The organism is Stenotrophomonas sp. YJH_SMC_21, from assembly GCF_059369555.1.
This window is the reverse complement of record NZ_JCAFSU010000013.1, coordinates 81,388-106,235: the sequence shown is the minus strand read 5'-3', so window position 1 is coordinate 106,235 and position 24,848 is coordinate 81,388. Positions and strand designations below refer to the sequence as shown.

Sequence of the window (24,848 nt, the reverse complement as noted above, 5' to 3'; positions counted from 1 at the left end):
CGGAGATTATCGAATACGCAATAGTATGCAGGCATCTCCCCATTTCGAGATAGCTCCCGACGTTAGCTTTTACCTGCTGGCTCCACGGCAACCACAACTCGGTAAGGGTGGCAACGTTCTGCTGCGTCCGGATAGCCTGCCGGACATATTCTGATCAGCGACTATTTGCGCGGTACGATTGCTATCCGCGGCGACTTTGGGTGACGGCCTCTGCCCGAAGGCAGGCGTTATGCAAATTGACACGGCAGATGCGATCAAGGTGGACAGCGCCTGTGATCTACTGACAAGATCGCGGACTCCTCTCCCCAGTTGAAGTTTTACAGGCCTCGCGATTGAAAGAGCTTCCGCGGCAGGTTCAGACAGTACTGTCTGAACGACGTCGCCCCTTCTCGTTGGCCCCTATGCCGAGCAAATCGAATCGTGCCGGATGTTCTAGAACGAGCGGTGTCCCACCAGTGCAATGGCACGGAGGCCTCTGCGGAGCAGGCCAGGGAGCGGGGTGGCCAGTCGAAAGTCTGGCTCTAAATAGTCAAATCTATTAGAGTGGAACATCAATTACTAGGGAAACAGGGAAATGGACTTCAAAGAGTTTGACCCCAACATTGGCGTAGAGGGCTATTGTAGGGAGTTGCGTAGCCTCCTCTTTCCGAACTCTGCCCCGGATACAATCAATGCTACGAGCCTGAATCTAGGGTCTCGGACCTATCCAAAGGGTTCGGTTTTCTCCAGGGTCCGCCGCCTCAGCGAAGAAGACGCAAAGGTGTTCCAAGAAACTAGGATTGCAGTCAAGGAGTTTCTTCCACCCCGGCGATTCGATGTTGAGGTTAGTGCGGGACGTTTCAACAAGAAGGGCGAGCGAAAGCTCTATCTTGCAGATCATCCGTATGTCGCAATGAGGGAGTGCCGCATAAAGCCAGGCGAGTACTTCTTACTCAGTCAGTTCAGTCTTGATGTAGAGACTACATTCGTGGAAGCGGAGAACACTGGCGGCGAATTTATGGAAGCGCTGATTTCTATTCTCAGAAGCGAGGATATCCGCTTCCATGAAGTCACTGCCATTGTGGCTGATGATTATTTGAATTACGACGCCATGCATGGGATTGCATATAATTCTGTCAGAGTTCCAGTTGGGCACGAGGATCCCGTATTTGGCAAAGTCACATCGACAACCAACCTTGTAATGAAGGAGCAATACGTTCCGTCGGCGCAGTTGCTGGCTGGGTGGCTGTTCAAATGTGATGAAGACGGACATCCAAGTCACGTCAGCCTATTCGTGCCCTGCAGTCAAAAGAAGAAGAAGAAGCTGACGACTATTCATCACCGGGCGAACAAGCGGCTATACCTGGAAAAAAATCAGAAACTCTTGAGATCAATTCAGGCAATTGCAAAAAAATCCGAGAGAAGTATTCCAGAAGTTGACCGTGCAGATCTCATGGTTGGCAAACTTCTATCCAATCAATAAATTTGCAATCACCCATTCTTCTCTATTCGGGTCATTCGGATTGTGTAAAGGTACTGTCTGTATTCTGCTTCATAGTATTCTCTGCCTTACGGCGACGCTGTCTGTTTTGGGGGGCGACCCGGCCAGCGATCACACATTAGGCGTTCCTTTGACTATCAAAGGGACGCCGCCCCTCCGCCATGATCACTGGGTGCAGGTCGTACCTAGCGTCCTAATAGCTTGTGCAACCGGCGACGCCGGCAGATTCGTCGGTAGGCTGCGATGAACTTCAGGTCCTCCTCGGTCAAGTCTATGGGGTAAAGTTAGCAGTTACTGAGGCAGCGGCTGCCATACGGCCGCTTCACCTTCACTCGATTCGAATCAGATGTAGCCGTTAATGTCTACTTGTGACCGGAAGCAGCCTTTGCAATTATCAGGAAGGATTAGTCATGGAAGGACGTCGCGGGACTTGACGTACAGCAGAGCCATACATTTTAGAAGCAGTAGAAATAATAGGAGGAAGGGAGGCATGTCACCACTGACAGTGCACCCTTTAGAGGTTCAATTTACTTCCCATGGATTGTGATGACGAAGAAGACAAAGGTCAGTCAAAAGGATAGCCGAGGTCCCACGCAGCGTGCCGCTGACAGTAGGAGCAAGTCCATTGCCGCTAGAAGAGCGCGTATTGCGAGTCACAACGATTGGCCTTCGATAACTGCAACTGATGCGGAACTGAAATTCAAGAAATTGCTGGATGACAACCCGGAAGTCCGAGTACTGAAGCCCTACGGCTTTAAAAACATCGACGACAATGATTTCCACCGACACCTTGGGATGTTGATTGATGGGCTCGAAATGCTACCCATGCGACCCGATCACGCTTTTGACTTTTTCTTTCGAGCTGCCGATGAGTTGTCCCAACTAATAACGAAGAGGACAAAGATAACTGATGCGGTAGAGGCACTAGGGCCGCATGTGTGCGGCAGTTTGGCGTCGAAGGAAACTTGGAGATACTTCACTAATCTCTTCTCTGAAAATCTCCCCATCACTACCGCCAAATTCATGGCTCAACGAATTCTATCTGCGTATGGGGACCCAAAAGACCCGATCAGGCCAAGAGCTGAGCGTTTGTTTAGCCAGAATCGATACAGTGAAATCCACCAGAAATTCTTCGGAAGCCGCATCGAGGAAGGGGAGGAAGGACTGGCGAAGGGGGCGAACGACGCGGGTATTTTTCTAAAACACTTGGTTGGCAAGCGAACGGCTATTATCTCAGCACGGCCTGATGACTCCTTCCCCTTGCTCGATCTGAAAGATCCGAAGAATATATTTGATGAGCCTCGTGCACTTTCGACCCTGATGTCTCTTGCAGCGTTTACCTCTCGAAACGAGCGCTTCCATGGCTCGTCCCTTTCTCCATTTAGGTCTAGCAAGGCGAGCCTGAAGACATACGCCAGCTATTATTTTGAGATGCTTTTTCTTTACACGCTCGTCGTGGGCTTGATGATTGAGTTGTTCGACGATTGCGGCGACGTGGATTCCTGGAAGGATGACATGGATGATAATATCCAAAGGCTTCATGTCATTTTCGGGAATAGCATTAAGTAGAGGTTGCGTGAACTTCTATGACCGGAGCGGCGTGCTTTGAGTCACGTAATCGTCGGCAATTAGTTGGCAGACGCGGTACACGTCTGCCACTCATCGCTAAAAGACCTGCGCGCACCCGATGTCGCGATCAGAATGCAATCCATAGCAAGCATCGAGCAACTACCGGTCGCTGTGCTTCTGAGTGCGAGGCTCGGCATTTTTGCGAGAACGTCGCAGCCTGGAGAGCGTCATCGCAGACAGGAGGGCACAATGGTGGTCGAACCGGTAACAACGTCTTGCTCTGTGCGTTCGCGCAACTGCCAGAGCTCGATCACCGTTGCCTCGCAGGTATCCAAAAGCCTGCCTTGCAACCTGATGGATTGGACTGAGGCCCTTTTTGACGGATGAGCACGCACGGAAGCTGCAGTCCCGTCCTCTACAACCACGTCTCTAATTTTTCGAAAACGCTTGAGCGCAATCCTCTGGTTGGCAGAGTGCGCGAGAAGCAATACAACGCATACCGGGATGCCCATTCCGGGTGCCGGTGACTGGACCGGCATAAGCACGAGGCTGCTTGCGATGAGGCGCCCGGATCGGTTCCTTTATGGGGACATAGCTATTGCTGTCGGCTTCTTACGCGCACCACGCTCGATGCTTGATGCGGGCACTGATCCTGATCGCCTCGCCGGTTGCGCTACTGCAGGCACAGGCCGCTGAGCGCATCGTTTCTGCCAGGCACATCGTCGTACAGACAGACGATGTCACGAGCTTCTTCAAGGTGCTGGACGCCAACCAAGGGCGCCCAAGCGCCGATGATCTGCAACACGGCTATCTGGATGCGGGTACGGATGCCCTGCGCAGCTTCACCGACCGCCGTATCGGCTCGATGGAGCGGCTGGCCAGGGCCATCCAGGACAAGCCGGCATTGTTTGCGAAAGCGAGAACCTGCGCGACCGCATTGCCATCGATCCGCACGCGCGTCGCCGCTGCCGTCGATCGACTTGGCGCCCTGTTGCCGTCTGCGCGCTTTCCTCCGGTCACCGTACTGGTGGGCCGCGGCAACAGTGGTGGCGTGACTACCGAAGCAGGTGTGGTCGTCGGACTGGAAGCACTGTGCAACGCCGACTGGATGCAGGCCGATGTAGGTGACCGCTTCGTACATCTGATCGCGCATGAGTATGTGCACGTGCAACAGCCCGGTGCACGCGTGGACCTCGAGCAGCCCACCCTGCTCTATCAGACCCTGCTGGAAGGGGGCGCCGAATACGTGGCCGAACGGATCTCCGGGCAACCGGCCAACGCGCATCTGCAGCGTTGGACACAGGGTCGCGAGTGTGCGCTGGAGCGTGCGTTCCTGCAGGACAGCATGGGTACCGATCTTTCGAGGTGGCTGTACAACGGTCCCGGCGACGATGCGCGCCGCGGAGATCTCGGCTACTGGATCGGCTATCGCATCGCCCATGCCTATGTTGCGCGCGCGGCCGACACGCGCAGCGGCGTCGCCGAACTGCTGGATGTCCAGCCTGGGAACGCTGCGGCGCTGCTGGAAGCAAGTGGATGGCAACCTGCGTGCGGAGCAGGCGAAAGCACGCAGACGCGCATGCCGTGATGGCGGCTTCATGCAGGTGAATGGGTAACGTTTAACAGGCACAAGGCGCTTCGCCGATGCAGATCAGTTCGCTTGATCCCGCTTGTTAAGGTTTGTTGATCTACAGGCCTTCACAGCCCATCCACGTACTCAAATTCCAGCTGAAAGCACGGGCTAGCGCCGGGAACAAACGCCGCTATATTCCAGCTTCCCCAGACGAAGGAGGGAGTTGGAAATGAAACTGACCAAGCAGCACATCAACGCAGCACGCGCCATCACCGTCGCCATCGTGGCCACCGTAAGCCTCGGCGCTTGCGCCACCTACAAGGACGAGTTCGCAACCATCAACTCGCGCCTCGATCAGCTCGACGTAAAGGTGCAGGGCGCTGCCCAGAGTGCCGAGTCCGCCAACCAGTCGGCGCAGCAGGCCAACCAGCGTCTGGACCAGATCGAAGGCCGCGTACAGCAGCTTGAAAGGGCACCGGCCGGTCGCAAGCCGCGCGGCTGATAGCTCCCTCATCCTTTGAATTGATCCACCTCTGTATCGGGAACCAGTGGCCTTCGCCGGCCACTGGCATCCTTCCACCCAGGATTGCATTGCAAGGAGCCGTCCCATTCGTACCTCCTCCTCCCCTGCACGCCGCGCCCTCCATGCCGCACTGGCGATGGCACTGGCCGTTGCGTGTAGCGGCGCAGCCAGCGCCAAGGGCAAGGACAAGGAAGCCCCTGAACAGCGAATTGCCGCCGTTGATGAACTTCCACCCGACCAGAGCGTGTCCGAAACAGTGATCGAGCTGGCCGGCTGGGTGGTTGCCAGCAAGGACAACCAGGGCTACCCGTTCGCAATCATGGACAAGGCCGCCGCGCAGGTCCTGATCTTCGGCGGCGACGGTAAGCTGCGCGGCGCGGCACCGGCGCTGTTCGGTTCGGCCATCGGTGATCACTCGGCCCCTGGTGTTGCCAAGCTCGCACTGAGCGCGATTCCCGGCCATGACCGCACCACCCCTGCCGGCCGTTTCATTGGTGGCTACGGCCCCTCCGACGATGCCGGGCGCGTGCTGTGGGTGGACTACGATTCCGCCGTCTCGATGCACCCGCTGCCGCCAGGCACCCCGAAAGAGAAACGCGCCCAACGGCTGGCAACGCCGACGCCGGACGACAACCGCGTCACCCACGGCTGCATCAACGTCTCGCCCGCGTTCTACGAGCAGATCGTGCAGTCCACGTTCGAGAAGGGCGGTGTGTTCTACATCCTGCCGGACAAGGATTCGATCGCGAAGACGTTCCCGGAGTTCGCGCAGAGCCGTGGCGATGCAAAGGACGAAGACGAGAAAGGCGCGCGGCGCGCAAGCAAGTAGAAGTGGGTAGTGGAAAGCGTTTGCGTACCGGAAGTCAGGAAGCCGCAGCGCCCGCCGCCCGCGCCAATGCAGCGGCATGCGCATCGCCCTTCCTCTGGCTGTAACGGTCCACCAGGTAGTCCGTCCTGCCACGCGTCAGCAGCGTGAGCTTCACCAGCTCCTCCATCACGTCCACCACCCGGTCGTAGTACGGCGAGGGCTTCATTCGCCCTTCGTCATCGAATTCCTGCCAGGCCTTGGCCACCGACGACTGGTTGGGGATGGTCAGCATGCGCATCCACCGGCCGAGCACGCGTAACGTGTTGACCGTGTTGAACGACTGCGAACCGCCGCTCACCTGCATCACTGCCAACGTGCGGCCTTGCGTGGGCCGTACGCTGCCATCCTCCAATGGCAACCAGTCGATCTGGTTCTTGAACACGCCGGTGACCGTGCCGTGCCGCTCCGGACTGACCCAGACCTGGCCTTCCGACCACTGCGACCATTCGCGCAGTCGCTGCACTTCAGGGTGGTGCGGGTGCACGCTGTCCAGCATGGGCAGCGCATGCGGATCGAACACGCGGGTCTCGCACCCCAGGTGACGCAGCAATCGCTCGGCTTCCAGCGCCAGCTTGCGACTGAACGACTGCGGCCGAAGCGAGCCGTAGAGCAGGAGGATGCGTGGCGGTCCCGGATCTGCCGCGGCGAGCTGGTGGTGATCGGGCTGGGGCAGCGAGGCGTCTACCAGATTCGGTAGATGGGGGCTTGTGATGGGCTTATTCATTCGATTATTCTAGAAATATGGAAACGTTGAATGCAATTGCTGCCCTGACTGCCCTGGGCCATGCCACCCGCCTGGCTGCCTTCCGCCTGCTGGTGGAGGCTGGCCCGGCAGGTCGCATGGCGGGCGACATCGCCACGGCCCTGCAGGTGCCCCCAGCCACGCTCAGCTTCCACCTGAAGGAGCTGGTGCAGGCCGGCCTGGTGGAGAGCGAAAGCCAGGGTCGCCATGTCTGCTACCGCGCCAACTTCGATGCGATGAACGGCTTGATCGAGTACCTGACGCACAACTGCTGCGCGGGCTCGCCAACCGAGCAATGCATGCCCACGGCGCCCGCCTGCAAGGGCTGACCCCACACAGATCCTCTCCACTCAAGGCAATTGCTCCATGACCCGCAATGTCCTGTTCCTCTGCACCGGCAACAGCGCCCGCAGCGTGCTGGCTGAAGCCACCCTGCGTGCATGGGGCGGCGATCGCTTCACCGCCTTCAGTGCCGGCAGCCAGCCCACCGGCCAGGTCAATCCGTTCGCGCTGGCACAACTGCATGCCGAAGGAATGCCCATTGAAGGGCTGCGCAGCAAATCATGGGACGAGTTCGTGGATGCAGCACCGATGGATCTGGTGATCACCGTGTGTGATGCAGCCGCAGCGGAAGCCTGCCCTGTGGTGTTCGGTGACTTCGTCCGCAGCCACTGGGGCCTGCCCGATCCGGCCGCCGTGGCAGGCAGCGATGCCGACAAGACCGCAGCCTTCGCGCTGGCTCATGCCATCGTGAAGGCGCGACTGCGTGCATTGCTCGCCTTGCCTGACTCATTGTGGTCCGACCGCGAAGCGCTGCAGCACGCGCTGGATCAGATTGGACAGTTGCAGCCGACCGACAGCATGCCGTGACTTCCCGCATGAATCTGTTCGAACGCCACCTGACGCTTTGGGTCGGGCTTTGCATTGCGGTCGGCACGCTGCTGGGCCACTTCCTACCCGGTGCTTTCGCGGTGCTGGCGTCCGCCGAAGTCGCCAAGGTCAACCTGCCGGTTGCCGCGCTGATCTGGCTGATGATCATCCCGATGTTGCTGAAGGTCGACTTCCGCGCAATGCGCCAGTTGCAGCAGCACTGGAAGGGCATCGGGGTGACACTGTTCATCAACTGGGCGGTCAAGCCGTTTTCGATGGCGCTGCTGGGCTGGCTGTTCCTGCGCCATGCCTTCGCGGACTGGCTGCCCGCAGCACACATCGACAGCTACATCGCCGGGCTGATCCTGCTGGCAGCGGCGCCCTGCACTGCCATGGTGTTCGTCTGGAGCAACCTGTGCCGCGGCGATGCCAACTTCACCCTGAGCCAGGTGGCGTTGAACGACGCGATCATGGTGGTCGCATACGCACCGGTGGTGGCGCTGTTGCTGGGCCTGTCAGCGATCACTGTGCCGTGGGACACGCTGCTGTTGTCGGTGGGTCTCTACATTGTGGTGCCAGTACTCGTGGCTGCACTGCTGCGGCACTGGATCCTTTCGTACAGTGGCGAAGCGGGCCTGCAACTCGCGCTTCGAAGGCTGGGGCCGCTGTCCCTGTCCGCGCTGCTGCTGACGCTGGTGGTGCTGTTCGGGTTCCAGGGCCAGCAGATCGTGAAGCAACCGCTGGTGATTGCACTGATTGCAGTGCCGATCCTGATCCAGGTCTACTTCACTTCAGGCCTGGCCTACCTGCTCAACCGCCGCTTGGGCGTGGCGCATTGCGTGGCCGGCCCTTCAGCGCTGATTGGCGCCAGCAACTTCTTCGAACTGGCTGTGGCCACAGCGGTGGGACTGTTCGGCGTGCACTCGGGAGCGGCGCTGGCCACCGTGGTGGGTGTTCTGATCGAGGTACCGGTCATGCTGTCCGTGGTGCGGATCGTAAACCGTACACAAGCCTGGTACGAGAGACGCGAAGAACACTGACAGATCAAAGTGTGTGGGAATCGATTTACGTTCTTCGCCCCGCACTGTCGTCATCGACTTGGTGGGGTGCCCGTACGCCACGTCATCAACTTCGACCCATGTCGCATATTCCCCATGCCGCTACGGCCGTTGCGGCGCCTGCGTCTGCGACAGCTTAACAGCGTGCAAAAATGCCAGAAGCGTCTTTGATCAAGCGTTGAATGCAACTGTTCTGATTGGCACCGCGCAGCAGCACGCGTACAGATGACGTGCCATCGAAAAAGGATGGCCGGGCTTCGAAAACCCGTGCGCTTGTTTAACAACGCTTGCCCGCCGGCGTCACCCCTCGTGGCGCCGGCGGGCAATCCGTCTGCCGGCTATGGCGGGCGGAGCGTGGAGGCCCTGTGCCTGCCGGTTTCAACAAGCGCCCGGTTTTCGAGCCACGTCTCCGCCCGCCACCTTTGCGTGGCGGCTGCCGTCTGTCCTGCACGGAGCATTGCCATGAGCACACCCGAATCCTCCCGACTACGCACGCAGTACGTGCCCGCCAGCGCGGACGCGCCTTCGGAAGCACTGCACCCGCACGATCCGCACGGTTTCATCGCCACGCTCGACCGCATCGGCAAGGGCGCGGCCGCCGACGGCCAGCCCTGGCCCGAACGTCATCAGATGCCAGGGCGCCGCATGGCGCTGGCCGACGCGGACTGTGCGTTGGCCGGGCTGCGCGTGGCGCTGGAAATGCTGCTGGCTGCCGAGCGCGTGCGCCAGAACGGACCCGACGAGGAGTACGTGGGCGACCGCGTGATGGAGGGCCTGATGATGGCCAGCCTGTCGCTGGCCGCACAGGTCAGCGCACGCATGCGGCCGGAAGGGTAATACGGGGAACAACGCACACTGCAACGCCGGGCACGGCCCGGCGCTGCGGCGCACGCCACATCACTCGCAGAGTGCGCTGTCTTCCTTCAACGCGGCATCCTGCAGTGGCTGGCGCTGTTCGATCTGCGCACGTTGTTCCGCCGTCGGCTCGCCCAGCCACCATACACGGCAGCGCGCGGTAAGACGGCCAACCATCTTCGACTGATCGGGCGAATACAGCATCGCCAACGCGGTGCCGGGGCAGTCGTGGGCCTGGCAGGCGGTGTAGAACCACCACGGCTCACCCTGCAGCACTACCAGTTCGCCAGGACCGCTGGGCCCGCTCAACAGGCGTTCGCGCAGCGATGGAATCTCCTTGTCAGCGGATTCGGCTGCGGCCGTGCTCTTCATCAGGGCGTTGAACGCGGCCAGCACCTTCGGATCCTTGCGGCCGCAGTCGTCCACGGTATTGCCGCCCACCAGGGTGAAGAAATGCGTCGCCAGCGGGTTGTCCACGCAGGTGAGTTCCCCGCCGGCGCTCGGGTCTTCCGGTTCGCCTTCGTTGTCCGACACCGAGGGGTCCACACCGTCTTCGGCGGACGGTTCCTTCTCGACCACCGTCGCCACGGCGGCCGGTGCTTCGGCGGTCAGCGCCGGCGCCACAGCAGGTGCAGTCTCGCCAGTCTTCTCCGGTGCCTGTCCGCAGGCTGCCAGCAGCGCGGCCATCATCGCCATCCCTGTGATTCGCATCTTCATTCCGTGTCCTTGTCTGATCTGCGCTGCATCCACCAAATCGGCGGCCGCGTGATTCTAACCAGCGGCGCGCTAGGATGCGTCTGAAGCCTTCCCATCATCGCCAGGGCCTGGACGCATGCGCCGCACACGACTCGCCATGATCTTCTGCAGTGCCCTGCTGATGGCATCGCCGGCAATTGCCCACGATGCAGAAGGCGCGAAGCCCGCACAGCCGCTTCCCGATATCGCGCTGCCCGCACCGCTGGACCGTGTACTGCGCGACTACGAGCAGGCGTGGCGCACGGGTGATGCCAAGGCATTGGGTGCGCTGTTCGCCGAGGATGGCTTTGTGCTGCAGAGCAACCAGCCGCCGGTGCGAGGCCGCAGTGCGATCGAGGCCGCGTATGCCGGCCAGGGCAGCAGTCCGTTGCGGCTGCGTGCCTTGGCGTATGCGGTGGAGGGGAATACGGGCTACATCATTGGTGCGTACAGCTACGGCAACAACGTGGGCGATACCGGCAAGTTCACGCTCACGTTGAAGCGCGTGGGGGATGGGCCGTGGCTGATCTTTTCGGACATGGACAACACCAGCGCGCCGCCGCGGGCGCGGTGATTGCTGCCGCCGGGCGCCAACCAAGGTTGGCAGCTACCAGAAGCGGGGTCCGTCGTAGATCCACGCCATGTGTGGATGGCACGGGCACAAAAAAACCCCGGCACGTAGCCGGGGTTTTTCGATTCACTTGAACAGCGTGTCCGGGTATTCCGGTTTCTGTTCCCGCGCCAGCAATGCGCGCAGGCCTTCTTCCGGCGTCTGCTCACCATGCAGCACGGCACGCACGCGGTCGGAGATCGGCAGGTCGATGCCATGGCGGCGCGCCTGTCGCATCACTTCGTCGGCGGTCTGCACCGATTCGACCACCTGGCCGATTTCGCGCACGGCATCCTGCAGCGTCTGGCCACGGCCCAGGGCCAGGCCCAGGCGGCGGTTGCGCGACAGGTCGCCGGTGCAGGTCAGCACCAGATCGCCCAGGCCCGCCAGGCCCATCAGCGTTTCCGGCTTGGCACCGATGGCAGCGGCCAGGCGCAGCATCTCGTTGAGGCCACGAGTGATCAGGCCGGCACGGGCGTTGAGGCCCAGCTGCATGCCATCGGCCACGCCGGTGGCCACGGCCAGCACGTTCTTCATCGCGCCGCCCAGCTCGGCACCAACCATGTCGTCGCCGGTGTAGGCGCGGAACGCCGGGCCATGCATCGCCTCGGCCACCATCTGCGCGAACTCGGGCACGTCGCCGTGCACGGTGATCGCGGTCGGCAGGCCCTGGGTCACTTCCTTGGCGAACGACGGCCCGGTGACAACGGCCAGCGGCACGTCCTCACCCAGCACTTCGCGCGCCACTTCATGCAGGAAGCGGCCCGAACCGGGTTCGAAGCCCTTGGTGGCCCAGGCCACGCCGGCACCGGCAGGACGCAGCGGCGCCAGCGCACGCACGGTTTCGCCGAAGGCATGCGAGGGGGTCACCACCAGGATCCAGGCCGCGCCCTCCACCGCCGACGCCAGGTCGGTGGTGGCACGCAGGCTGTCCGGCAGCGGGATGCCCGGCAGGTAACGCGGGTTCTCGTGGCGCTGGTCGATGGCTTCGACCACGGCAGCATCGCGCCCCCACAGCACGGTCGGGTGACCGTGCCGTGCGAGCAGGCTGGCCAGCGCGGTTCCCCAGGAACCGGCGCCAAGCACGGCGATCTTGTCAGCGGTAGTGCTCATCCGTGACGTCGCGGCAGGAATCAGGCGTTGCCAGCCGGCTCGGAGTCAGCCAGCGACGGTGCGTCGCCCTGCTCCTGGCGCTGGCGCAGGGTTTCTGCGTACAGGCCTTCGAAGTTGATCGGCTGCAGGAAGAACGGCGGGAAGCCGCCGGCCTGGATCAGGTCGCTGATCAGCTGGCGCACGTACGGGAACAGGATATTCGGGCACTGGGTGCCGAGCAGCACGTCGATCGACTGCGGGTCCAGGCCGACCAGGCCGAACACGCCGGCCTGCTTCACTTCGGCCACGTAGGCGGTGCGCTCACCGGCCTGGCAGGTCAGGGTCACGGCCAGCACGACTTCGAAGGCGTTCTCACCCAGGCGCTGCACCTGCTGGTTCAGGTTCAGCTGCAGCTCCGGCTGCACCTGGTCATTGAAGATGGTCGGGGCGTTCGGCGACTCGAAGGAGACGTCCTTGACGTAGATCTTCTCGACGGTGAAAGCGGGGCCGGTGGCGGCATCGACCGGCGCAGCAGCGCCGTTGGTGATCTCTTCGGACATTTCCAGTAACTCCAATGAATGCAATGAAAACGATGGTCGAATTACTGCGATGGGGGCGGGATCAGGCCCATACAAGGCCGGATCCGCCACCTGCGGCAATCAGTTGCGGCCCTTGACCAGCGGCAGCTCGGCCTGCTGCCAGGCGGGAATGCCGCCCTCGAGCACGTAGACCTTCTCGAAGCCGGCCTTCTTCAGCGCCTTGGCGGCGGTTTCCGAGGCATTGCCGCTGCGGCACACCAGCACCACCGGCGACTGCTTGGCGTTGGCCACCAGCTTGTGGTCCGGGCCGAAGGCACTGGCCTGGGCGTTGCGGCTGCCGGCAATGTGGCCCTTCTCGAAGTCACCGCTGGCCGACAGGTCGACCACCACCGTGCCGCCCGCGTTCATCAGCTGGGTCAGTTCGGCGGGCTTGATGCCCTTGAAGCCCCGGAACAGGCGGCGGATCTCGGTGACGATGATGGCCACGGTCAGGCCGACCAGGGCCGCGGACAGCATCGGGTTTCGGCCTGCAAAGGCCAGCAACTCTTCGTAATTCACTCAGGTCACGGGTCGATTAAGCGGGCGCCGATTGTCGCACAAGCCGGACGCGGCCCGTCACTGCCCCTTCCACAGGTCCGGCAGGCCGGCGGTCTGCCACCAGCGCTTGGCCTCCGGATCCCAGCGCCAGCGCTCGACCACCATCACGGTGCGTTCGGCCTGGGTGTTCTGGTTGATCACCCCGATTTCGACCCGGCGCTCGACCAGGCCGCCTTCCAGCGCCGCGCTGCTGCGCTCGCGGTAGGACGACACGCGCAGCTGCGCGTAGCGGTTGAGCTCGAACTCGGTGGGCGGCTTTTCCTTGCGCAGCTTGGGGTCCAGATAGCCGATGGCATCGTCCATGCTGCCCCAGCGGATGGTGGCGCCGTAGGCGATCTGGGTCTCTTCCAGCAGCTTGCGCTGCTTGCGGCTCAGGTCGTCGGCCGAAGCCACGGCGCTGACCAGCAGCAGGGAACACATCAGGAACTGGATGAGGCGGCGCATCGGTGGTTTCCCCAGAACGTCAGCCTGCCATCCTACCCTTTGGCGAAGGCAACAAAGCGACCGCTGAACTCGGCGGCAGGCTTGCCATCGACACCGGGCTGGGTGGCGATGATGCTGATGCGGGCCTTGCGGCGCTGGCGGAAGGTGTTCAGGAAGGCGTCCCAGCCGGTGGCCTCGGCCGCTTCGGCGTGGGCGTGCAGGTCTTCGTAGACCGGGGCCAGGTAGCGCAGGTTGCTGTCGGCCACGTAGACCTCGGCATCGTGGCCGGCCAGGCGCAGGCGCAGGCTGACCAGCGCCCAGCCGGACAGGGTCAGCACCGAGGCCAGGCTGCCACCGAAGGCGTTGCCCTTGTCGTTGACGTTGGCGGCCAGCGGCGCGGTGATGCGCAGCACGCCGTCGGCATAGCCGTCGAGCTGGATCTGCATGGCGCGGACCGCCGGCATGCAGTCCAGCACGTCCTGCAGGGCGGCCAGCGAGGAAGTCAGAGCATCAACGGACATCGGAGCAGAGACCACGACAACGAAGGGCCCGCATAATGCAGGCAATGGCCGACCATACGATACCCACTGGCGCCGCCGGTTCCGAGCCGGGCTGGACCTTCATTTCGCTGCGACCGCAGGGCCAGAATTCCGCACTGCGCCGCGCCGTTGCTGGGCTGGGCGGGCATGTGGTGGCCCTGCCACCCTGGCGCCTGCAGCGCCTGAAGGGCATGCCAGTGGTGCGTCAGCTGCAACGCGCGCTGAACTGCGATCGGGTGGTGTTCACCAGCCCGGCCGCCGTGACCGCGGCCGCCACCCTGCTGCCACTGGCCGAGGCGCAACGCAGCCCGTGGCTGACCGTGGGCGAAGGCACCGCGCGCGCACTGCGGGCGCAGGGCGTCGGCGAGGTGCATGCACCGCAGCGGATGGACAGCGAGGGCCTGCTGGCGCTGCCGGTGCTGGCCGAGGCGCGGGGCCTGCGCATCGGACTGGTCACCGCGCCCGGCGGACGCGGGCTGATTGCTGCACACCTGCAGGCCGCAGGCGCCACGATCGAACGTGCCGATGTCTACCAGCGCCGCCTGCTGCGCCTGTCGCCCCGCACGCTGGTTCGATTGGCGCATTCAGCGCAGCCGTGGGTGCTGGCGGTGAGCAGTGGTGAGGCGTTGCTGCATTTCTGGCAGCAGCTTCCGGCGGCATTGCAGCAACGCCTGCAGACCCAGGCCACCGTCGTCGTGGCCAGCGAACGGCTGGGCGATCAGGCGCATGCACTGGGGCTGCAGCGCGTGGTGCGCGCGGCCGGGCCCACCACGGCACAGCTGGTGGCCGCTGCACACGCCACGCTCACCGTCCCGGCAGCGACCTGAACAGGGACGTGGGTCACGCTTGCCGCTGTGGTCGGCAACAGTGATGCTGTGCACAACGCGGCCTGCCGGATCCTGACCGGCGACGTTGCCGACAAGGAAGCCCCATGAACGAGACTCCGCCCGTTTCCCCGCCCCGTCGCCCCGCGCGCTGGCTGCTGCCGCTGGCCGGGGTGGTCGTGCTTGGCGTGGGCGGCTATGCCGGCTGGTACGTCTGGCAGCAGCAACAGCACGAACAGGAAGCGCAGGCACAGACCATGGCCGTGCAGCTGCAGGGCCTGGAGGCGACGCTGGATGCACTGCGCCGCGACCAGCGCGCGACCAGCCAGCGCCTGCAGGATGCGGCGACCACCAACCGCGTGCTGCGCGACGAGATGCTGGGCCTTTCGCAGCGCAGTGCGCTGCTGGAAGAGAACCTGGCCAAGCTGGCCGACAGCGCCAACCAGGGCCGCCAGGCGGTACAGCGCGATGAGGCCGAACTGCTGCTGACCCAGGCGGCGCAGCGGCTGAATTATGCCGACGACGTGGAAGGCGCGCGCCGCCTGTATGCACAGGCCGCCACCGCGCTGGCCGATCTGCCCGACAGCGATGGCCTGAACCTGCGCCAGGCATTGGTGCAGGAGCGCGATGCACTGGATGCGCTGGGCGCCGGCCCGCGCGTGCGGTCGCTGCAGCGGCTGGATGCCTTGGCCAGGGCACTGCAGGGGCTGCCGTCGCAGGTGACCGGCAACGCTGCGACCGACACCGCAAAACCGTGGTGGCAATCGACGCTGGCCCCGTTCGTGGACATCACCCCGAGCCGCCAGAATGGCCCGCTGACCGCCGCCGAACGTCGCAATGCCGACGACGCCCTGCAGCTGGAACTGACCCTGGCGCGCGCCGCGATCGAACGCGGCGACCGCACGGGCCGCGATACCGCACTGGAACGCGTGGAGCACTGGGCACAGCGGCGTTGGCCGGATTCACCGGCCCTGCGCGCGCAACGTGCTGAACTGAAGGCCTTGCGCGAGCTTCCGCTGCAGGCCAGCAACACCGTGCTTGGCAGCACCCTGCAGCAACTGCGCACCCAGACCGACCGGAGGTAATCCCGCATGAAACCCCTGCAATCCCTGGTTGTGCTGTTGCTGGCGGTGGCCATCGGCGTGGTGGCCGCGCAATGGCTCGGCGCCGATGACCTCAACCGTTTCGGTGAAGTGACCCTGCGCTACGGCGGTTACGACTACCACAGCAACCTGCCGAAGGTGGCGCTGCTGTCGGTGATCGCAGTGCTGGTGCTGTGGCTGCTGTGGAGCCTGATTGCCGCACCGTTCCGCGCCTGGGGCCGCTACCGCCGCAAGCAGGGCCGGGTGCGCCTGATCGACGGCCTGCAGGCCTACGAGCACGGCCAGTGGCAGCGTGCCGAGAAGCTGCTGGATGGCGCTGCCAAGGACCCGGAAGTGAGCGCGGTGGCGCTGGCCAATGCCGTGCGCAGCGCACAGGCACGTGCCGACGGCCCCGCCGGTGAAGCGCTGCTGCAGCGTCTTGGCGAGAGCGATGCCACCCTGCAGGCACTGCTGCGCGCCGAACAGCTGCTGGCGCGCGATCTGCCGGTGGATGCGATCAACGCATTGGACGTGGCGGCGATCCAGCCGCTGCCGCCGCGCGGCCTGTGGCTGCGTACCGAGGCGCTGGCGCGTGCCGGTCGCGCACACGAGGCCTATGGCCAGCTGGGTGCGCTGCGCCAGAGCAAGGTACTGCCGGCCGAATCAAACAGCGAACTGGAAGCCCGCCTGGCCGCACAGGCGCTGCTGGAAGCGGCCGACGTCAACGCATTGGCCGCACAGTGGGAAGCCACGCCGAAGGCGCTGCGGCCGAACCCGGACGTGGTGGGCGCCTATGCCAGCCGTGCGGTGGCCCTGAACTGGGATGAGCCGGCGCTGCTGGCGCTGGAACAGGCGCTGGACCAGCGCTGGGACGACGAACTGGTGGCGCTGTACGGCCGCCTGCCGGCCGAGCGCCTGGCCACCCGCCAGGCCAACCTGGCGCGCTGGCGCAATGTGCATGATGGCTCGGCCGCACTGCATCTGGCGCAGGGCCGCGTGGCCCTGGCCCAGCAGCAGTGGGATGCCGCCGATACGTTCCTGCACGAGGCCATCGCCGCCGGCGCCGGTGCCCCGGCGTGGGAGGCACTGGGTGAACTGTTCGCGCAGCGTGGCGAGCACGCGCTGGCCGCGCAGTGCCTGGCCAATGCGCTGCGACTGCAGCGCGGCGAGGACAGCGTGGCGCTGGTGCGCGGCAGCGAGGCACCATTGCGTGCCACGGTGGAAGAGCAGCCGATCGCGGTGCAGCCGCCGGTGTATGACGCCAATGAAGAGCGCGACGAGTTCGGCAACCCGCGGTTGCCGTGAGGCGTGCCGACCAACGGTCGGCACCCACCGGAGCAACAAAAAAACGCCGCCCAATGGGCGGCGTTTTCGTACCAGCGCTGCCGGCCAGCGGCCGGCACTACCGTGATGCTCAGCGTTCGACGATCGCCACCACGCCCATGCCGCCGGCGGTGCAGATCGACACCAGCGCGCGGCCACCGCCGCGTTCGGCCAGCTGCTTGGCTGCGGTAGCAATCACACGTGCACCGGTGGCGGCGAACGGGTGGCCGGTAGCCAGCGACGAGCCCAGCAGGTTGATCTTGTCCGGGTCGATACGGCCCATCGGCGCATCCAGGCCCAGGCGGTTGCGGCAGTAATCCTCGCTCTCCCACGCACGCAGGGTGCACAGCACCTGTGCAGCGAAGGCCTCGTGGATCTCGTAGATGTCGAAGTCCTGCAGGGTCAGGCCGTTGCGCTTGAGCATCTCCGGCACGGCCACGGTCGGTGCCATCAGCAGGCCTTCGCCATGCACGAAGTCCACCGCAGAGACGTGCGCATCGCGCAGGTACGCCTGCGGCTCATGGCCGTGCGCACGCGCCCACTCTTCACTGGCCAGCAGCACCGCGGCGGCGCCATCGGTCAGCGGCGTGGAGTTGGCGGCGGTCAGGGTGCCACGGCCGGAGACCTTGTCGAAGGCCGGCTTCAGCGTGGCCAGCTTTTCCAGCGAGGTATCCGGACGCAGGATGTTGTCGCGCTCGACGCCACGGAACGGTGCGATCAGATCGTTGAAGAAACCGCGCTCATAGGCAGCGGCCAGCTTCTTGTGCGAGGACACCGCCCACTCGTCCTGCGAGTCGCGCGAGATGTTCCATTCCTTGGCCATGTCCTCGCAGTGGTCGCCCATGCTCTTGCCGGTGCGCGGCTCGGCCACGCCCGGGAACTCGGGCTTGAGCTCGGAGAACTTGAAGCCGGAAGTGAGCGCGCGGATCTTGTCGCCGGTGCTCTTGGCACGGTTGGCGGCCAGCAGGCGCGCGCGCAGCTTCTTGCCGTAGACGATCGGCACGTCAGAGGTGGTGTCCGAACCGCCGCCGATGCCCGATTCGATCTGGCCCAGCGCGATCTTGTTGGCGACGGTGATGATGCTGTCCAGCGAGGTGCCACAGGCGCGCTGCAGTGTGATGCCCGGGGTCAGCGGCGACAGGCCGGACGACAGCGTGGCTTCACGGCCCAGGTTCCAGTCGCTGGAGTGCTTGATCACCGCACCCATCGCCACTTCACCCAGCTGCTGGCCGTGCAGGCCGAACCGTTCGACCAGCGCGCCCAGCGTACGGACCGACATGCCGAGGTTGCCGACATCCGAATACGCGGTGTTCTGGCGGCAGAACGGAATGCGGACGCCACCGAGGATGGCGACGGGACGAGCGTTGGGCATGGAGATACCTGGCATGGATGAGGGTGTCTGCAACATGGCCTGCACGGCGGAGCAGGCATAATGGAGCCAAGTGTAGCTGCCGCCCTGTGATGGGCCAACCGTGGAACCATGAGCAAACCCGACCCCGCGATGAATGCCCTTGGCGTGCTGGCCCTGGAACTGGCCGGCGGTGAAATCCCCCGCCAGGCGGTACTCAGCGCCGAACAGGCCGGTGAACTGGCCGATCGCGTCGGCCGCGACCTGTCCAAGCTGGTGCCGCAGGTGGCCGAGCTGGACCTGGTGTTCGCCGCCGCCCATTTCGACCCGGCCGAAGTGCTGCGCCCGGGCTGGCCGATCCACCGCCGCCTGGAAGAACTGCAGATGCGTGCCCCGGGCCGCAACCAGGGCCCGCGCCTGCTGGCCTTTGGTACCGACGCCCAGGGCGACGTGCCGCTACCGTTCCAGGCCGACGCCAGCCTGGTGGGCGGCGGCCTGCGCGTGGTGCCGTTCCTGCTGACCGGCAGCGACGTGGCGACGACCAATGCGGTGGCCGAGGCGCTGGAAGACACGCTGCTGGCCAACGGCATGGCCCATGCCGACACCGCGTTGATGGCGCAGAACACCTTCGGTGCCCGCATCGAGCACGCGCGGTATTTCACTGTGAATGATCTGGCCGCGATGATGTCGATGCAGTACGACAACCAGGGCCTGGCCGCACTGTGGCCGCTGATCGAGACCGCGATCATGGCCCCCGGTGAAGACGAATGGCTCAACGCCGCGCCCGAGCCGCTGCTGCGTTACACGCATGGCGAAGCACGCATGGCGCTGTTCGATCCGGCCGGCTGGTGCGCGCACTACGATCACGGCAAGAACGATTGCGACCGCCTGAAGGGCATCTACGAGCAGTTCCTGATGCGCCAGCGGCAGATGGCCGCGGTGCTGGAAGCACATGGCGTGCCGGTACTGTTCGTGCACTGCGAGGCCGGCCAGGACGCGCGCGAACTGCTGGCGCGCTGATCAAGCCGCACCACGCGCCGCCAACCGGTTCGGCGGCGCGATGTGCCACCATTGCGGGCTAGTGCATGGATACTCATGCGCGATCAAGGACGAACTGCATGCTGTGTAGACTTCAATGCGCAGGGCTGACCCTGCTTGCCGCAGCCGTCTGTGGCCTTCCGATCATGGCCCAGGCAGCGGTACCGGTTGCCGCGACACCCACCTGCACAGTTGCGCCGGCCTTCGCTGCTGCCGTGGCGGAGCCCGAGGTCTATGACAGCCATATCAGCTTCAGCAACACGGTCAAGGTGCAGGTCAACGTCGATGCGCAGGGCCGCGCCCACGATGCGCGCGTGCTGAACGGCTCCCGCAACCGGGTGCTGGATGATGCAGCCCGGCAGGCGGCCCTCAGCTGGAAGTATCAGTGCACGGGCCCGGGCGGCATCGCGCAACCGGTCGTGCCTGTTCCGGAACCGGCTTGCCGGCTGGACCGCCTGAGCTGGGCGGACAACGAACCCAGGTTCTCCAGCGCAGTGCGGTCCAGCGGTTTGCGCGGCTCGGCGGAAGTCTGGTTGCGCCCGGTGGCCGGCGATCCGGCAAAAACGGAGGTGAAGATCGGCCGGAGCAGCGGGGATGCACGCATTGATGACACGCTGCTCAACGCCGCACGGAACTGGCGGCTGACCTGCCCGCCGGACGCGCCCGTGAAGCACCCCTGGATCAGCTTCACCCAGTCATTCAACTTCGAACCGCGGCGCCAGCCAGCGGCCACGGAGGCATCAGAGCCGGAGCCAGATGATGTGGTGATTGCAAATGATGCCCTGCTGGAATTCGGCACCGTCGCCGGCTTCGTCGAAGCGCTGCCGAAGATGAAGGGTGTAGATCTTGCGCCGGATCAGTCGAGTCAGCCGGGGATGACGCTCTACAACACCAGTCTTGGCGCGATCATGCGGGAAATCGAGATGACCGAGGGACGGTTGAAGCCGGTGACCATGACCCACTGGCTGGTGATGGTGCCGCCCCACCGCACGGCACCGGCCGTGGTGCGCACCTTCAAGCGCGAAGTGATCGATGCCAAGACGGGCAAGGCCCACATGCAGACCGATATCTCGATCCTGTGTGAAAGCGGCCCTGCCGAATGCGCTGAACTGCGGCGGCGACGCGACACATTGCTGCGATCCCCCTGACCGCAGCAAAGGGAGCCGAGCATCGGCTCGGCTCTACAGGAAGGGATGCAAGAAAAGCGCCGGCTTGCGCCGGCGTTTTCCATTTCCAGCAGGAGCGCGCTTACTGCGCCTTCTGGATCACCGCACACGCCAGGCGCGCGCCGGCGTTGCCGGTCGGCTGGGTCTTGTAGTCATCCGCATCGGCATGGACGATCAGGCCACGGCCGATGATGTCGAAGTCATCACCCTTGCCGATGTTGACGTTGCTCGACACCGGGCCGTCGATGGTGGCCACGCCCTTGTCGTCGGCCTTGATGTTGGGCATGTCGCCGCCGTGGTGCGGATCGGTGGCGACATTGCCGTGATCCTGCTTGCCCGGGTTGAAGTGGCCACCGGCACTCATGCCGTCCGGGGCGCTGCAGTCGCCCTTCTCGTGAATGTGGAAGCCGTGCTCGCTGCCCGGCTTCAGGCCGCTGATCTGGCCGGTCACGTGGACCTTGCCATCGACCACCTTGAAGGTGACGCTGCCCTTGGTCTCGTTGCCCTGGGTCGGTGCCAGCTCGGCGCTGGCCGTAGCATCGGCAGCCGGTGCAGCCGCCGGGGCCGGCGTTGCAGCCGGTTCGGTGGTAGCACCGTCGGCCGGCGCGGCCGGCGGGGTTTCAGCCTGCGGCGCGGCCGGCTGCTGGTTGCAGGCCGCCAGGCCCAGCGCAGCAATGGCTGCGAACAGCGAAGTGTGGATCAAGCGCATGGAATCTCTCCCTGGATGATGCCTGCAGTGATCAGCGGACAACCCGGATCACGCCACAGGCGATGCGGACGCCGGCATTGCCGGCGGGCTGGCTGCGATAGTCGTCGGCGTTGGCATGCACGACCAGTGCACGTCCGGCGATATCGGTGGCGGCGCCTCCGCCAAGGGTAACGCCCTTGAGGTGGATATCGACGTTGGCGCGGCCCTGGGCGTCGGCACGCAGATTGTCCATGTCGCCCAGGTGGTGCTTGCCGGTGCCGGCGCGGCCATGCGCAGCGCCACCGGGATTGAAGTGATTGCCGGCACTGCTGGCATCCACCGCACTGCAGTCGCCGCGCTCGTGGATGTGGAAGCCGGCCTGCTGCATCGGCTGCAGGCCACCGATCAGGCCGGTGATGTGGATACCGCCGGGCTCCACCATCAGTGCGATGCGGCCACTGACAATGCTGGCCGAGGCCGGCGCAATATTGGCCTCGCCCTGCTTCGCTGCGCTGACCACGGTCGGCGGCGGCGGAGTAGGTTCGGTCTTTTTCGGCGCGCTGCCGCAGGCAGACAGCAGCACGGCGGCGGACAACGGCAGGATGACAAAGGACAGACGCATCAAAGACTCCTTGCAGATGACACTAAGCGTTGCATCGTCCATGAACGATCAACAGTTCGGCAAGCGGGCGCGAGGATCGCGTGCAGGGGCCGTTCAATGGCCCCCGCGGCGGCGCCCGGCGCCCAGCTTGCGGGTAAGGGTATTGCGGCCAAGGCCGAGGCGGGCAGCGGCTTCTGCGCGGCGCCCATGGGTGATCTGCAGCGCGGCCTCCAGCAGCGCATGGTCGACCCGCTCGCGCACCTGCGCGTGCAGCCCTTCCACGCCTTCGGCCAGCTGACGGCGTGCCCATTCGGCCAGCAGCGCTTCCCACTGCCCCGGATCGGCGCTGGTGGTGCTGCTGCGACGACCGCGCGTACGGTTGAGCGCGGTATCGACGTCGGCCACGCCGATGGTGTCGGCGGCCGCCAACGCCGCCATCCGCCAGCACACGTTTTCCAGTTCGCGCACGTTGCCCGGCCAGTCGTGTTCGCGCAACGCCTGCAGTGCGGCCGCGGTCAGGCGCTTCGGCGGCGTATCCAGCTTGCGCGCGGCGGCGGCCAGGAACGTACTGGCCAGCTGTGCGATGTCCTCGCGGCGCTCGCGCAGCGGTGGCAGCTGCAGGCGCACCACGTCCAGGCGGTGCAGCAGGTCGGCGCGGAACTTCCCCTGCGCAACCAGACCTTCCAGGTCCTGGTGGGTGGCGGCAACCACCCGCACGTCGACGCGGATCAGTTCACGGCCACCGACGCGGAAGAACTCGCCCTGCGCCAGCACGCGCAGCAGCCGGGTCTGCAACGGCAGCGGCATGTCGCCGATCTCATCCAGGAACAGTGTGCCGCCATCGGCCTGCTCGAAGCGGCCGATATGGCGGCGCTGCGCGCCGGTGAAGGCGCCGGCTTCGTGGCCGAACAACTCGCTTTCCAGCAGCTCGGACGGGATTGCAGCGGTATTGAGCGCGACGAAGGGCCCCTGCGCGCGCGGTGATTCGCGATGCAGCGCATTGGCCACCAGCTCCTTGCCGGTGCCGGTCTCGCCGGTGATCAGCACCGCCAGCGGTGCCTGCGCCAGGCGACCGATGGCGCGGAACAGCGCGCGCATCGGCGGGGTATCGCCCACCAGTTGCGGCGGTTGGTCGCTATGCGCTTCGGCCGCAGGTGTGGCCGCCGCCAATGCCGGTGCGACGGCCGGCAGCACCCGTTGCGCCAGTGCCACCGCATCGTCCAGATCGAACGGCTTGGACAGGAATTCATGCGCGCCACCGCGGAACGCGCCGGCCGTGCTGGCTACATCGGTATAGGCCGACATCACCACCACCGGCAGCTGCGGCAGCGCGGCCTTGAGCTTGTCCAGCAGCACCAGGCCATCGTCGCCGGGCATGCGCACATCGGTGAACAGCAGCGCCGGTGGCGGGCCTTCGCTCAACGCCTGCAGGGCGGGTGCGGCGCTGTCGAAATCGACGACCTGGTAGCCCGCCTCGCGTAGCGCGGTGCACAGCACGAAGCGCACGGCCCGATCGTCATCGACCACCCAGATGCGCTGCGGGGACGAAGAAGACTCAGACATCGCGCGGGGCCTCCTCGGCCGGGGCAGCGCCGCTGACGATCGGCAGCAGCAGAGTGAACACGGTATGGCCCGGGCGCGAGCGGTAGGTCAGCGTGCCGCGATGCTCGCGCGCCACCTGCTGGGCCAGCGCCAGGCCCAGGCCAGTGCCTTCGGCACGGCCACTGACCAAGGGCAGGAACAGGTGTTCAGCCAGTTCCTCGGGAACGCCACGGCCGTCGTCGGCGATTTCCAGGCGCAACGCCAGCGTGTGCAGCTGCTCGGCAATGCGCACGCCATGCTCCACGCGGGTACGCAGGGTGATGTTGCCGGCGCCGGCCTGGATCGCGTTGCGCACCAGGTTCCAGACCGCCTGGGTGAGGCGGTCGGCGTCACCATGGAATTCGGGAATGCTGGGGTCGTAGTCGCGCTGCAGGCGCACCGCCCAGCCGGCTTCGCTCTCGGCCAGGCGCAGCACGCGCTCCAGCGCGGCATGGATGTTCAGTTCGGCGTGGGGCGCCGCCGGGGCCGGCGACAGCAGCTGGTCGAGCAGGCCGTTGAGGCGCTCGATCTCCGAACCGATCAGTTCGATCAGCTCACGTTCGCCGGCGTCGCGCTGAGCGGCACGCCGCGCCAGCAGCTGCGCCGCGCCCTTCAACCCGGCCAGCGGATTACGCAGTTCGTGGGCCAGCCCCTTCAGCGCCGCGCTGAGCGCGCTGGGCAGCGCCTGGGTGGGATCGAGTCCTGGGAACTCATCGACCGGATGCGCCTCCAGCAGCCAGCCGCCATCGTCGCGGCGGCTCATCCAGCCCTCGGCGAAGCGCGGCGCCTCGCCGGGCACCGCCAGCGCCAGCCGGTTCAGGCGCAGGCTGTCGCGCTCGTCGCGGGCCAGGAAATGGGCCAACGCCTCGCCCTGCACTTCCAAGGCGACCAATGGCCGACCCAGCAGGCGCCGGACGCTGACGCCCAGCCAGCGGGCGAAGGCCGGATTGCAGCCGGCAATGCAGCCATCGGCCCCGGCCCAGGCCAGCGGCGTGCCCAGGGCATCGAGGGACGGCGGGGGTGCGGGGTCGGACATTGCACCAATGTAGTGCAAAACGGGGGTCCGGGGTCGGATCCCTTTCCGTGAGGAAAGGGCTCTGACCCCTGCCGCAGGTCGAGCAAGC

At 64.9% G+C, this 24,848-nt stretch carries 27 protein-coding genes; 15 read left to right on the top strand and 12 right to left on the bottom strand.

Translation table 11 applies throughout. The features are described 5' to 3' along the window. The first annotated feature begins 574 nt into the window (after positions 1 to 574). The 5 genes from AC5P67_RS15855 (at position 575) to AC5P67_RS15835 (ending at position 5,974) form a co-directional block, all read left to right on the top strand. A complete protein-coding gene (locus AC5P67_RS15855) occupies positions 575 to 1,462 on the top strand; it encodes an RES domain-containing protein (protein WP_495214897.1) in 888 nt (295 codons plus the stop codon). A gap of 564 nt (positions 1,463 to 2,026) precedes the next feature. Further along, the gene (locus tag AC5P67_RS15850) at positions 2,027 to 3,049 is read left to right on the top strand and encodes a hypothetical protein (RefSeq protein WP_312568085.1); all 1,023 of its coding nucleotides are present in this window, start codon (positions 2,027 to 2,029) and stop codon (positions 3,047 to 3,049) included. A 637-nt stretch (positions 3,050 to 3,686) separates the two neighbouring features. Further along, a complete protein-coding gene (locus AC5P67_RS15845; protein WP_495214896.1) occupies positions 3,687 to 4,637 on the top strand; it encodes a DUF2268 domain-containing putative Zn-dependent protease in 951 nt (316 codons plus the stop codon). A gap of 214 nt (positions 4,638 to 4,851) precedes the next feature. Then, positions 4,852 to 5,124, top strand: coding sequence for a hypothetical protein (locus AC5P67_RS15840; RefSeq protein WP_005407606.1), 273 nt, complete (start codon positions 4,852 to 4,854; stop codon positions 5,122 to 5,124). 157 nt (positions 5,125 to 5,281) lie between these two features. Further along, on the top strand, positions 5,282 to 5,974 hold the full coding sequence (locus AC5P67_RS15835; RefSeq protein WP_049402849.1) for a L,D-transpeptidase family protein: 693 nt from the start codon (positions 5,282 to 5,284) through the stop codon (positions 5,972 to 5,974). A gap of 34 nt (positions 5,975 to 6,008) precedes the next feature. On the opposite strand, the gene arsH is transcribed toward AC5P67_RS15835, so the two are convergent. Then, a complete protein-coding gene (arsH, locus tag AC5P67_RS15830) occupies positions 6,009 to 6,737 on the bottom strand; it encodes an arsenical resistance protein ArsH (protein ID WP_111198205.1) in 729 nt (242 codons plus the stop codon). 17 nt (positions 6,738 to 6,754) lie between these two features. Here arsH and AC5P67_RS15825 point away from each other — a divergent pair, with 17 nt between their 5' ends. From AC5P67_RS15825 to AC5P67_RS15810, 4 genes are all read left to right on the top strand, one after another. Next, entirely contained in the window at positions 6,755 to 7,084 is a 330-nt protein-coding gene (locus tag AC5P67_RS15825; RefSeq protein WP_024957759.1) for an ArsR/SmtB family transcription factor, read from the top strand. Between the two features lie 37 nt (positions 7,085 to 7,121). Continuing rightward, positions 7,122 to 7,625, top strand: coding sequence for an arsenate reductase ArsC (locus tag AC5P67_RS15820; protein WP_005407602.1), 504 nt, complete (start codon positions 7,122 to 7,124; stop codon positions 7,623 to 7,625). Between the two features lie 8 nt (positions 7,626 to 7,633). Beyond that, positions 7,634 to 8,665 carry an ACR3 family arsenite efflux transporter gene (gene arsB, locus AC5P67_RS15815; RefSeq protein ID WP_197614278.1) on the top strand — a complete coding sequence of 344 codons (1,032 nt, stop codon included), beginning with the start codon at positions 7,634 to 7,636 and terminating at the stop codon, positions 8,663 to 8,665. Between the two features lie 480 nt (positions 8,666 to 9,145). Then, positions 9,146 to 9,520, top strand: a complete 375-nt coding sequence (locus tag AC5P67_RS15810; protein ID WP_114618776.1) for a hypothetical protein — start codon at positions 9,146 to 9,148, stop codon at positions 9,518 to 9,520. Between the two features lie 60 nt (positions 9,521 to 9,580). On the opposite strand, the gene AC5P67_RS15805 is transcribed toward AC5P67_RS15810, so the two are convergent. Beyond that, positions 9,581 to 10,255, bottom strand: coding sequence for an Ivy family c-type lysozyme inhibitor (locus AC5P67_RS15805; protein ID WP_495214893.1), 675 nt, complete (start codon positions 10,253 to 10,255; stop codon positions 9,581 to 9,583). Between the two features lie 136 nt (positions 10,256 to 10,391). Between AC5P67_RS15805 and AC5P67_RS15800 the strand changes: the two genes are divergently transcribed. After that, on the top strand, positions 10,392 to 10,847 hold the full coding sequence (locus AC5P67_RS15800) for a YybH family protein (protein ID WP_043034939.1): 456 nt from the start codon (positions 10,392 to 10,394) through the stop codon (positions 10,845 to 10,847). Positions 10,848 to 10,970: 123 nt separating this feature from the next. Here AC5P67_RS15800 and AC5P67_RS15795 read toward each other — a convergent pair whose 3' ends face one another. The 5 genes from AC5P67_RS15795 to AC5P67_RS15775 form a co-directional block, all read right to left on the bottom strand. Further along, positions 10,971 to 11,996, bottom strand: coding sequence for an NAD(P)H-dependent glycerol-3-phosphate dehydrogenase (locus AC5P67_RS15795; protein ID WP_012478742.1), 1,026 nt, complete (start codon positions 11,994 to 11,996; stop codon positions 10,971 to 10,973). A gap of 20 nt (positions 11,997 to 12,016) precedes the next feature. After that, positions 12,017 to 12,535: a protein-export chaperone SecB gene (secB, locus tag AC5P67_RS15790; RefSeq protein WP_005407596.1), complete on the bottom strand. Its 519-nt coding sequence runs from the start codon at positions 12,533 to 12,535 to the stop codon at positions 12,017 to 12,019. A 99-nt stretch (positions 12,536 to 12,634) separates the two neighbouring features. Then, a complete protein-coding gene (locus AC5P67_RS15785; protein WP_088430951.1) occupies positions 12,635 to 13,072 on the bottom strand; it encodes a rhodanese-like domain-containing protein in 438 nt (145 codons plus the stop codon). Positions 13,073 to 13,129: 57 nt separating this feature from the next. After that, positions 13,130 to 13,555 (bottom strand): hypothetical protein, encoded by a 426-nt coding sequence (locus tag AC5P67_RS15780; RefSeq protein ID WP_005407594.1) that lies wholly within the window; start codon positions 13,553 to 13,555, stop codon positions 13,130 to 13,132. Between the two features lie 32 nt (positions 13,556 to 13,587). Further along, complete coding sequence (locus AC5P67_RS15775) at positions 13,588 to 14,055, bottom strand: YiiD C-terminal domain-containing protein (RefSeq protein ID WP_088430953.1); 468 nt, start codon at positions 14,053 to 14,055, stop codon at positions 13,588 to 13,590. 35 nt (positions 14,056 to 14,090) lie between these two features. Between AC5P67_RS15775 and AC5P67_RS15770 the strand changes: the two genes are divergently transcribed. From AC5P67_RS15770 to AC5P67_RS15760, 3 genes are all read left to right on the top strand, one after another. After that, positions 14,091 to 14,900, top strand: a complete 810-nt coding sequence (locus AC5P67_RS15770) for a uroporphyrinogen-III synthase (RefSeq protein WP_111118458.1) — start codon at positions 14,091 to 14,093, stop codon at positions 14,898 to 14,900. Between the two features lie 104 nt (positions 14,901 to 15,004). Next, positions 15,005 to 15,982, top strand: a complete 978-nt coding sequence (locus AC5P67_RS15765; protein WP_024957767.1) for a uroporphyrinogen-III C-methyltransferase — start codon at positions 15,005 to 15,007, stop codon at positions 15,980 to 15,982. Positions 15,983 to 15,988: 6 nt separating this feature from the next. After that, positions 15,989 to 17,284 carry a heme biosynthesis HemY N-terminal domain-containing protein gene (locus tag AC5P67_RS15760; protein ID WP_099472776.1) on the top strand — a complete coding sequence of 432 codons (1,296 nt, stop codon included), beginning with the start codon at positions 15,989 to 15,991 and terminating at the stop codon, positions 17,282 to 17,284. Between the two features lie 109 nt (positions 17,285 to 17,393). On the opposite strand, the gene AC5P67_RS15755 is transcribed toward AC5P67_RS15760, so the two are convergent. Continuing rightward, on the bottom strand, positions 17,394 to 18,689 hold the full coding sequence (locus tag AC5P67_RS15755; RefSeq protein WP_012478738.1) for an acetyl-CoA C-acetyltransferase: 1,296 nt from the start codon (positions 18,687 to 18,689) through the stop codon (positions 17,394 to 17,396). Positions 18,690 to 18,782: 93 nt separating this feature from the next. Here AC5P67_RS15755 and AC5P67_RS15750 point away from each other — a divergent pair, with 93 nt between their 5' ends. Both AC5P67_RS15750 and AC5P67_RS15745 read left to right on the top strand, forming a co-directional pair. Next, positions 18,783 to 19,670, top strand: coding sequence for a hypothetical protein (locus AC5P67_RS15750; RefSeq protein WP_005407588.1), 888 nt, complete (start codon positions 18,783 to 18,785; stop codon positions 19,668 to 19,670). A gap of 98 nt (positions 19,671 to 19,768) precedes the next feature. Next, positions 19,769 to 20,836, top strand: a complete 1,068-nt coding sequence (locus AC5P67_RS15745) for a TonB family protein (protein WP_099470504.1) — start codon at positions 19,769 to 19,771, stop codon at positions 20,834 to 20,836. Positions 20,837 to 20,936: 100 nt separating this feature from the next. Here AC5P67_RS15745 and AC5P67_RS15740 read toward each other — a convergent pair whose 3' ends face one another. The 4 genes from AC5P67_RS15740 to AC5P67_RS15725 form a co-directional block, all read right to left on the bottom strand. Further along, the gene (locus AC5P67_RS15740) at positions 20,937 to 21,563 is read right to left on the bottom strand and encodes a superoxide dismutase family protein (protein WP_012478735.1); all 627 of its coding nucleotides are present in this window, start codon (positions 21,561 to 21,563) and stop codon (positions 20,937 to 20,939) included. A 31-nt stretch (positions 21,564 to 21,594) separates the two neighbouring features. Continuing rightward, positions 21,595 to 22,164 (bottom strand): superoxide dismutase family protein, encoded by a 570-nt coding sequence (locus AC5P67_RS15735; RefSeq protein WP_495214890.1) that lies wholly within the window; start codon positions 22,162 to 22,164, stop codon positions 21,595 to 21,597. A 93-nt stretch (positions 22,165 to 22,257) separates the two neighbouring features. After that, complete coding sequence (gene ntrC / locus AC5P67_RS15730; protein ID WP_012478733.1) at positions 22,258 to 23,706, bottom strand: nitrogen regulation protein NR(I); 1,449 nt, start codon at positions 23,704 to 23,706, stop codon at positions 22,258 to 22,260. Beyond that, positions 23,699 to 24,760, bottom strand: a complete 1,062-nt coding sequence (locus AC5P67_RS15725; protein ID WP_012478732.1) for a two-component system sensor histidine kinase NtrB — start codon at positions 24,758 to 24,760, stop codon at positions 23,699 to 23,701. The genes ntrC and AC5P67_RS15725 overlap by 8 nt, the downstream gene beginning before the upstream one ends. Between the last annotated feature and the right edge of the window lie 88 nt (positions 24,761 to 24,848).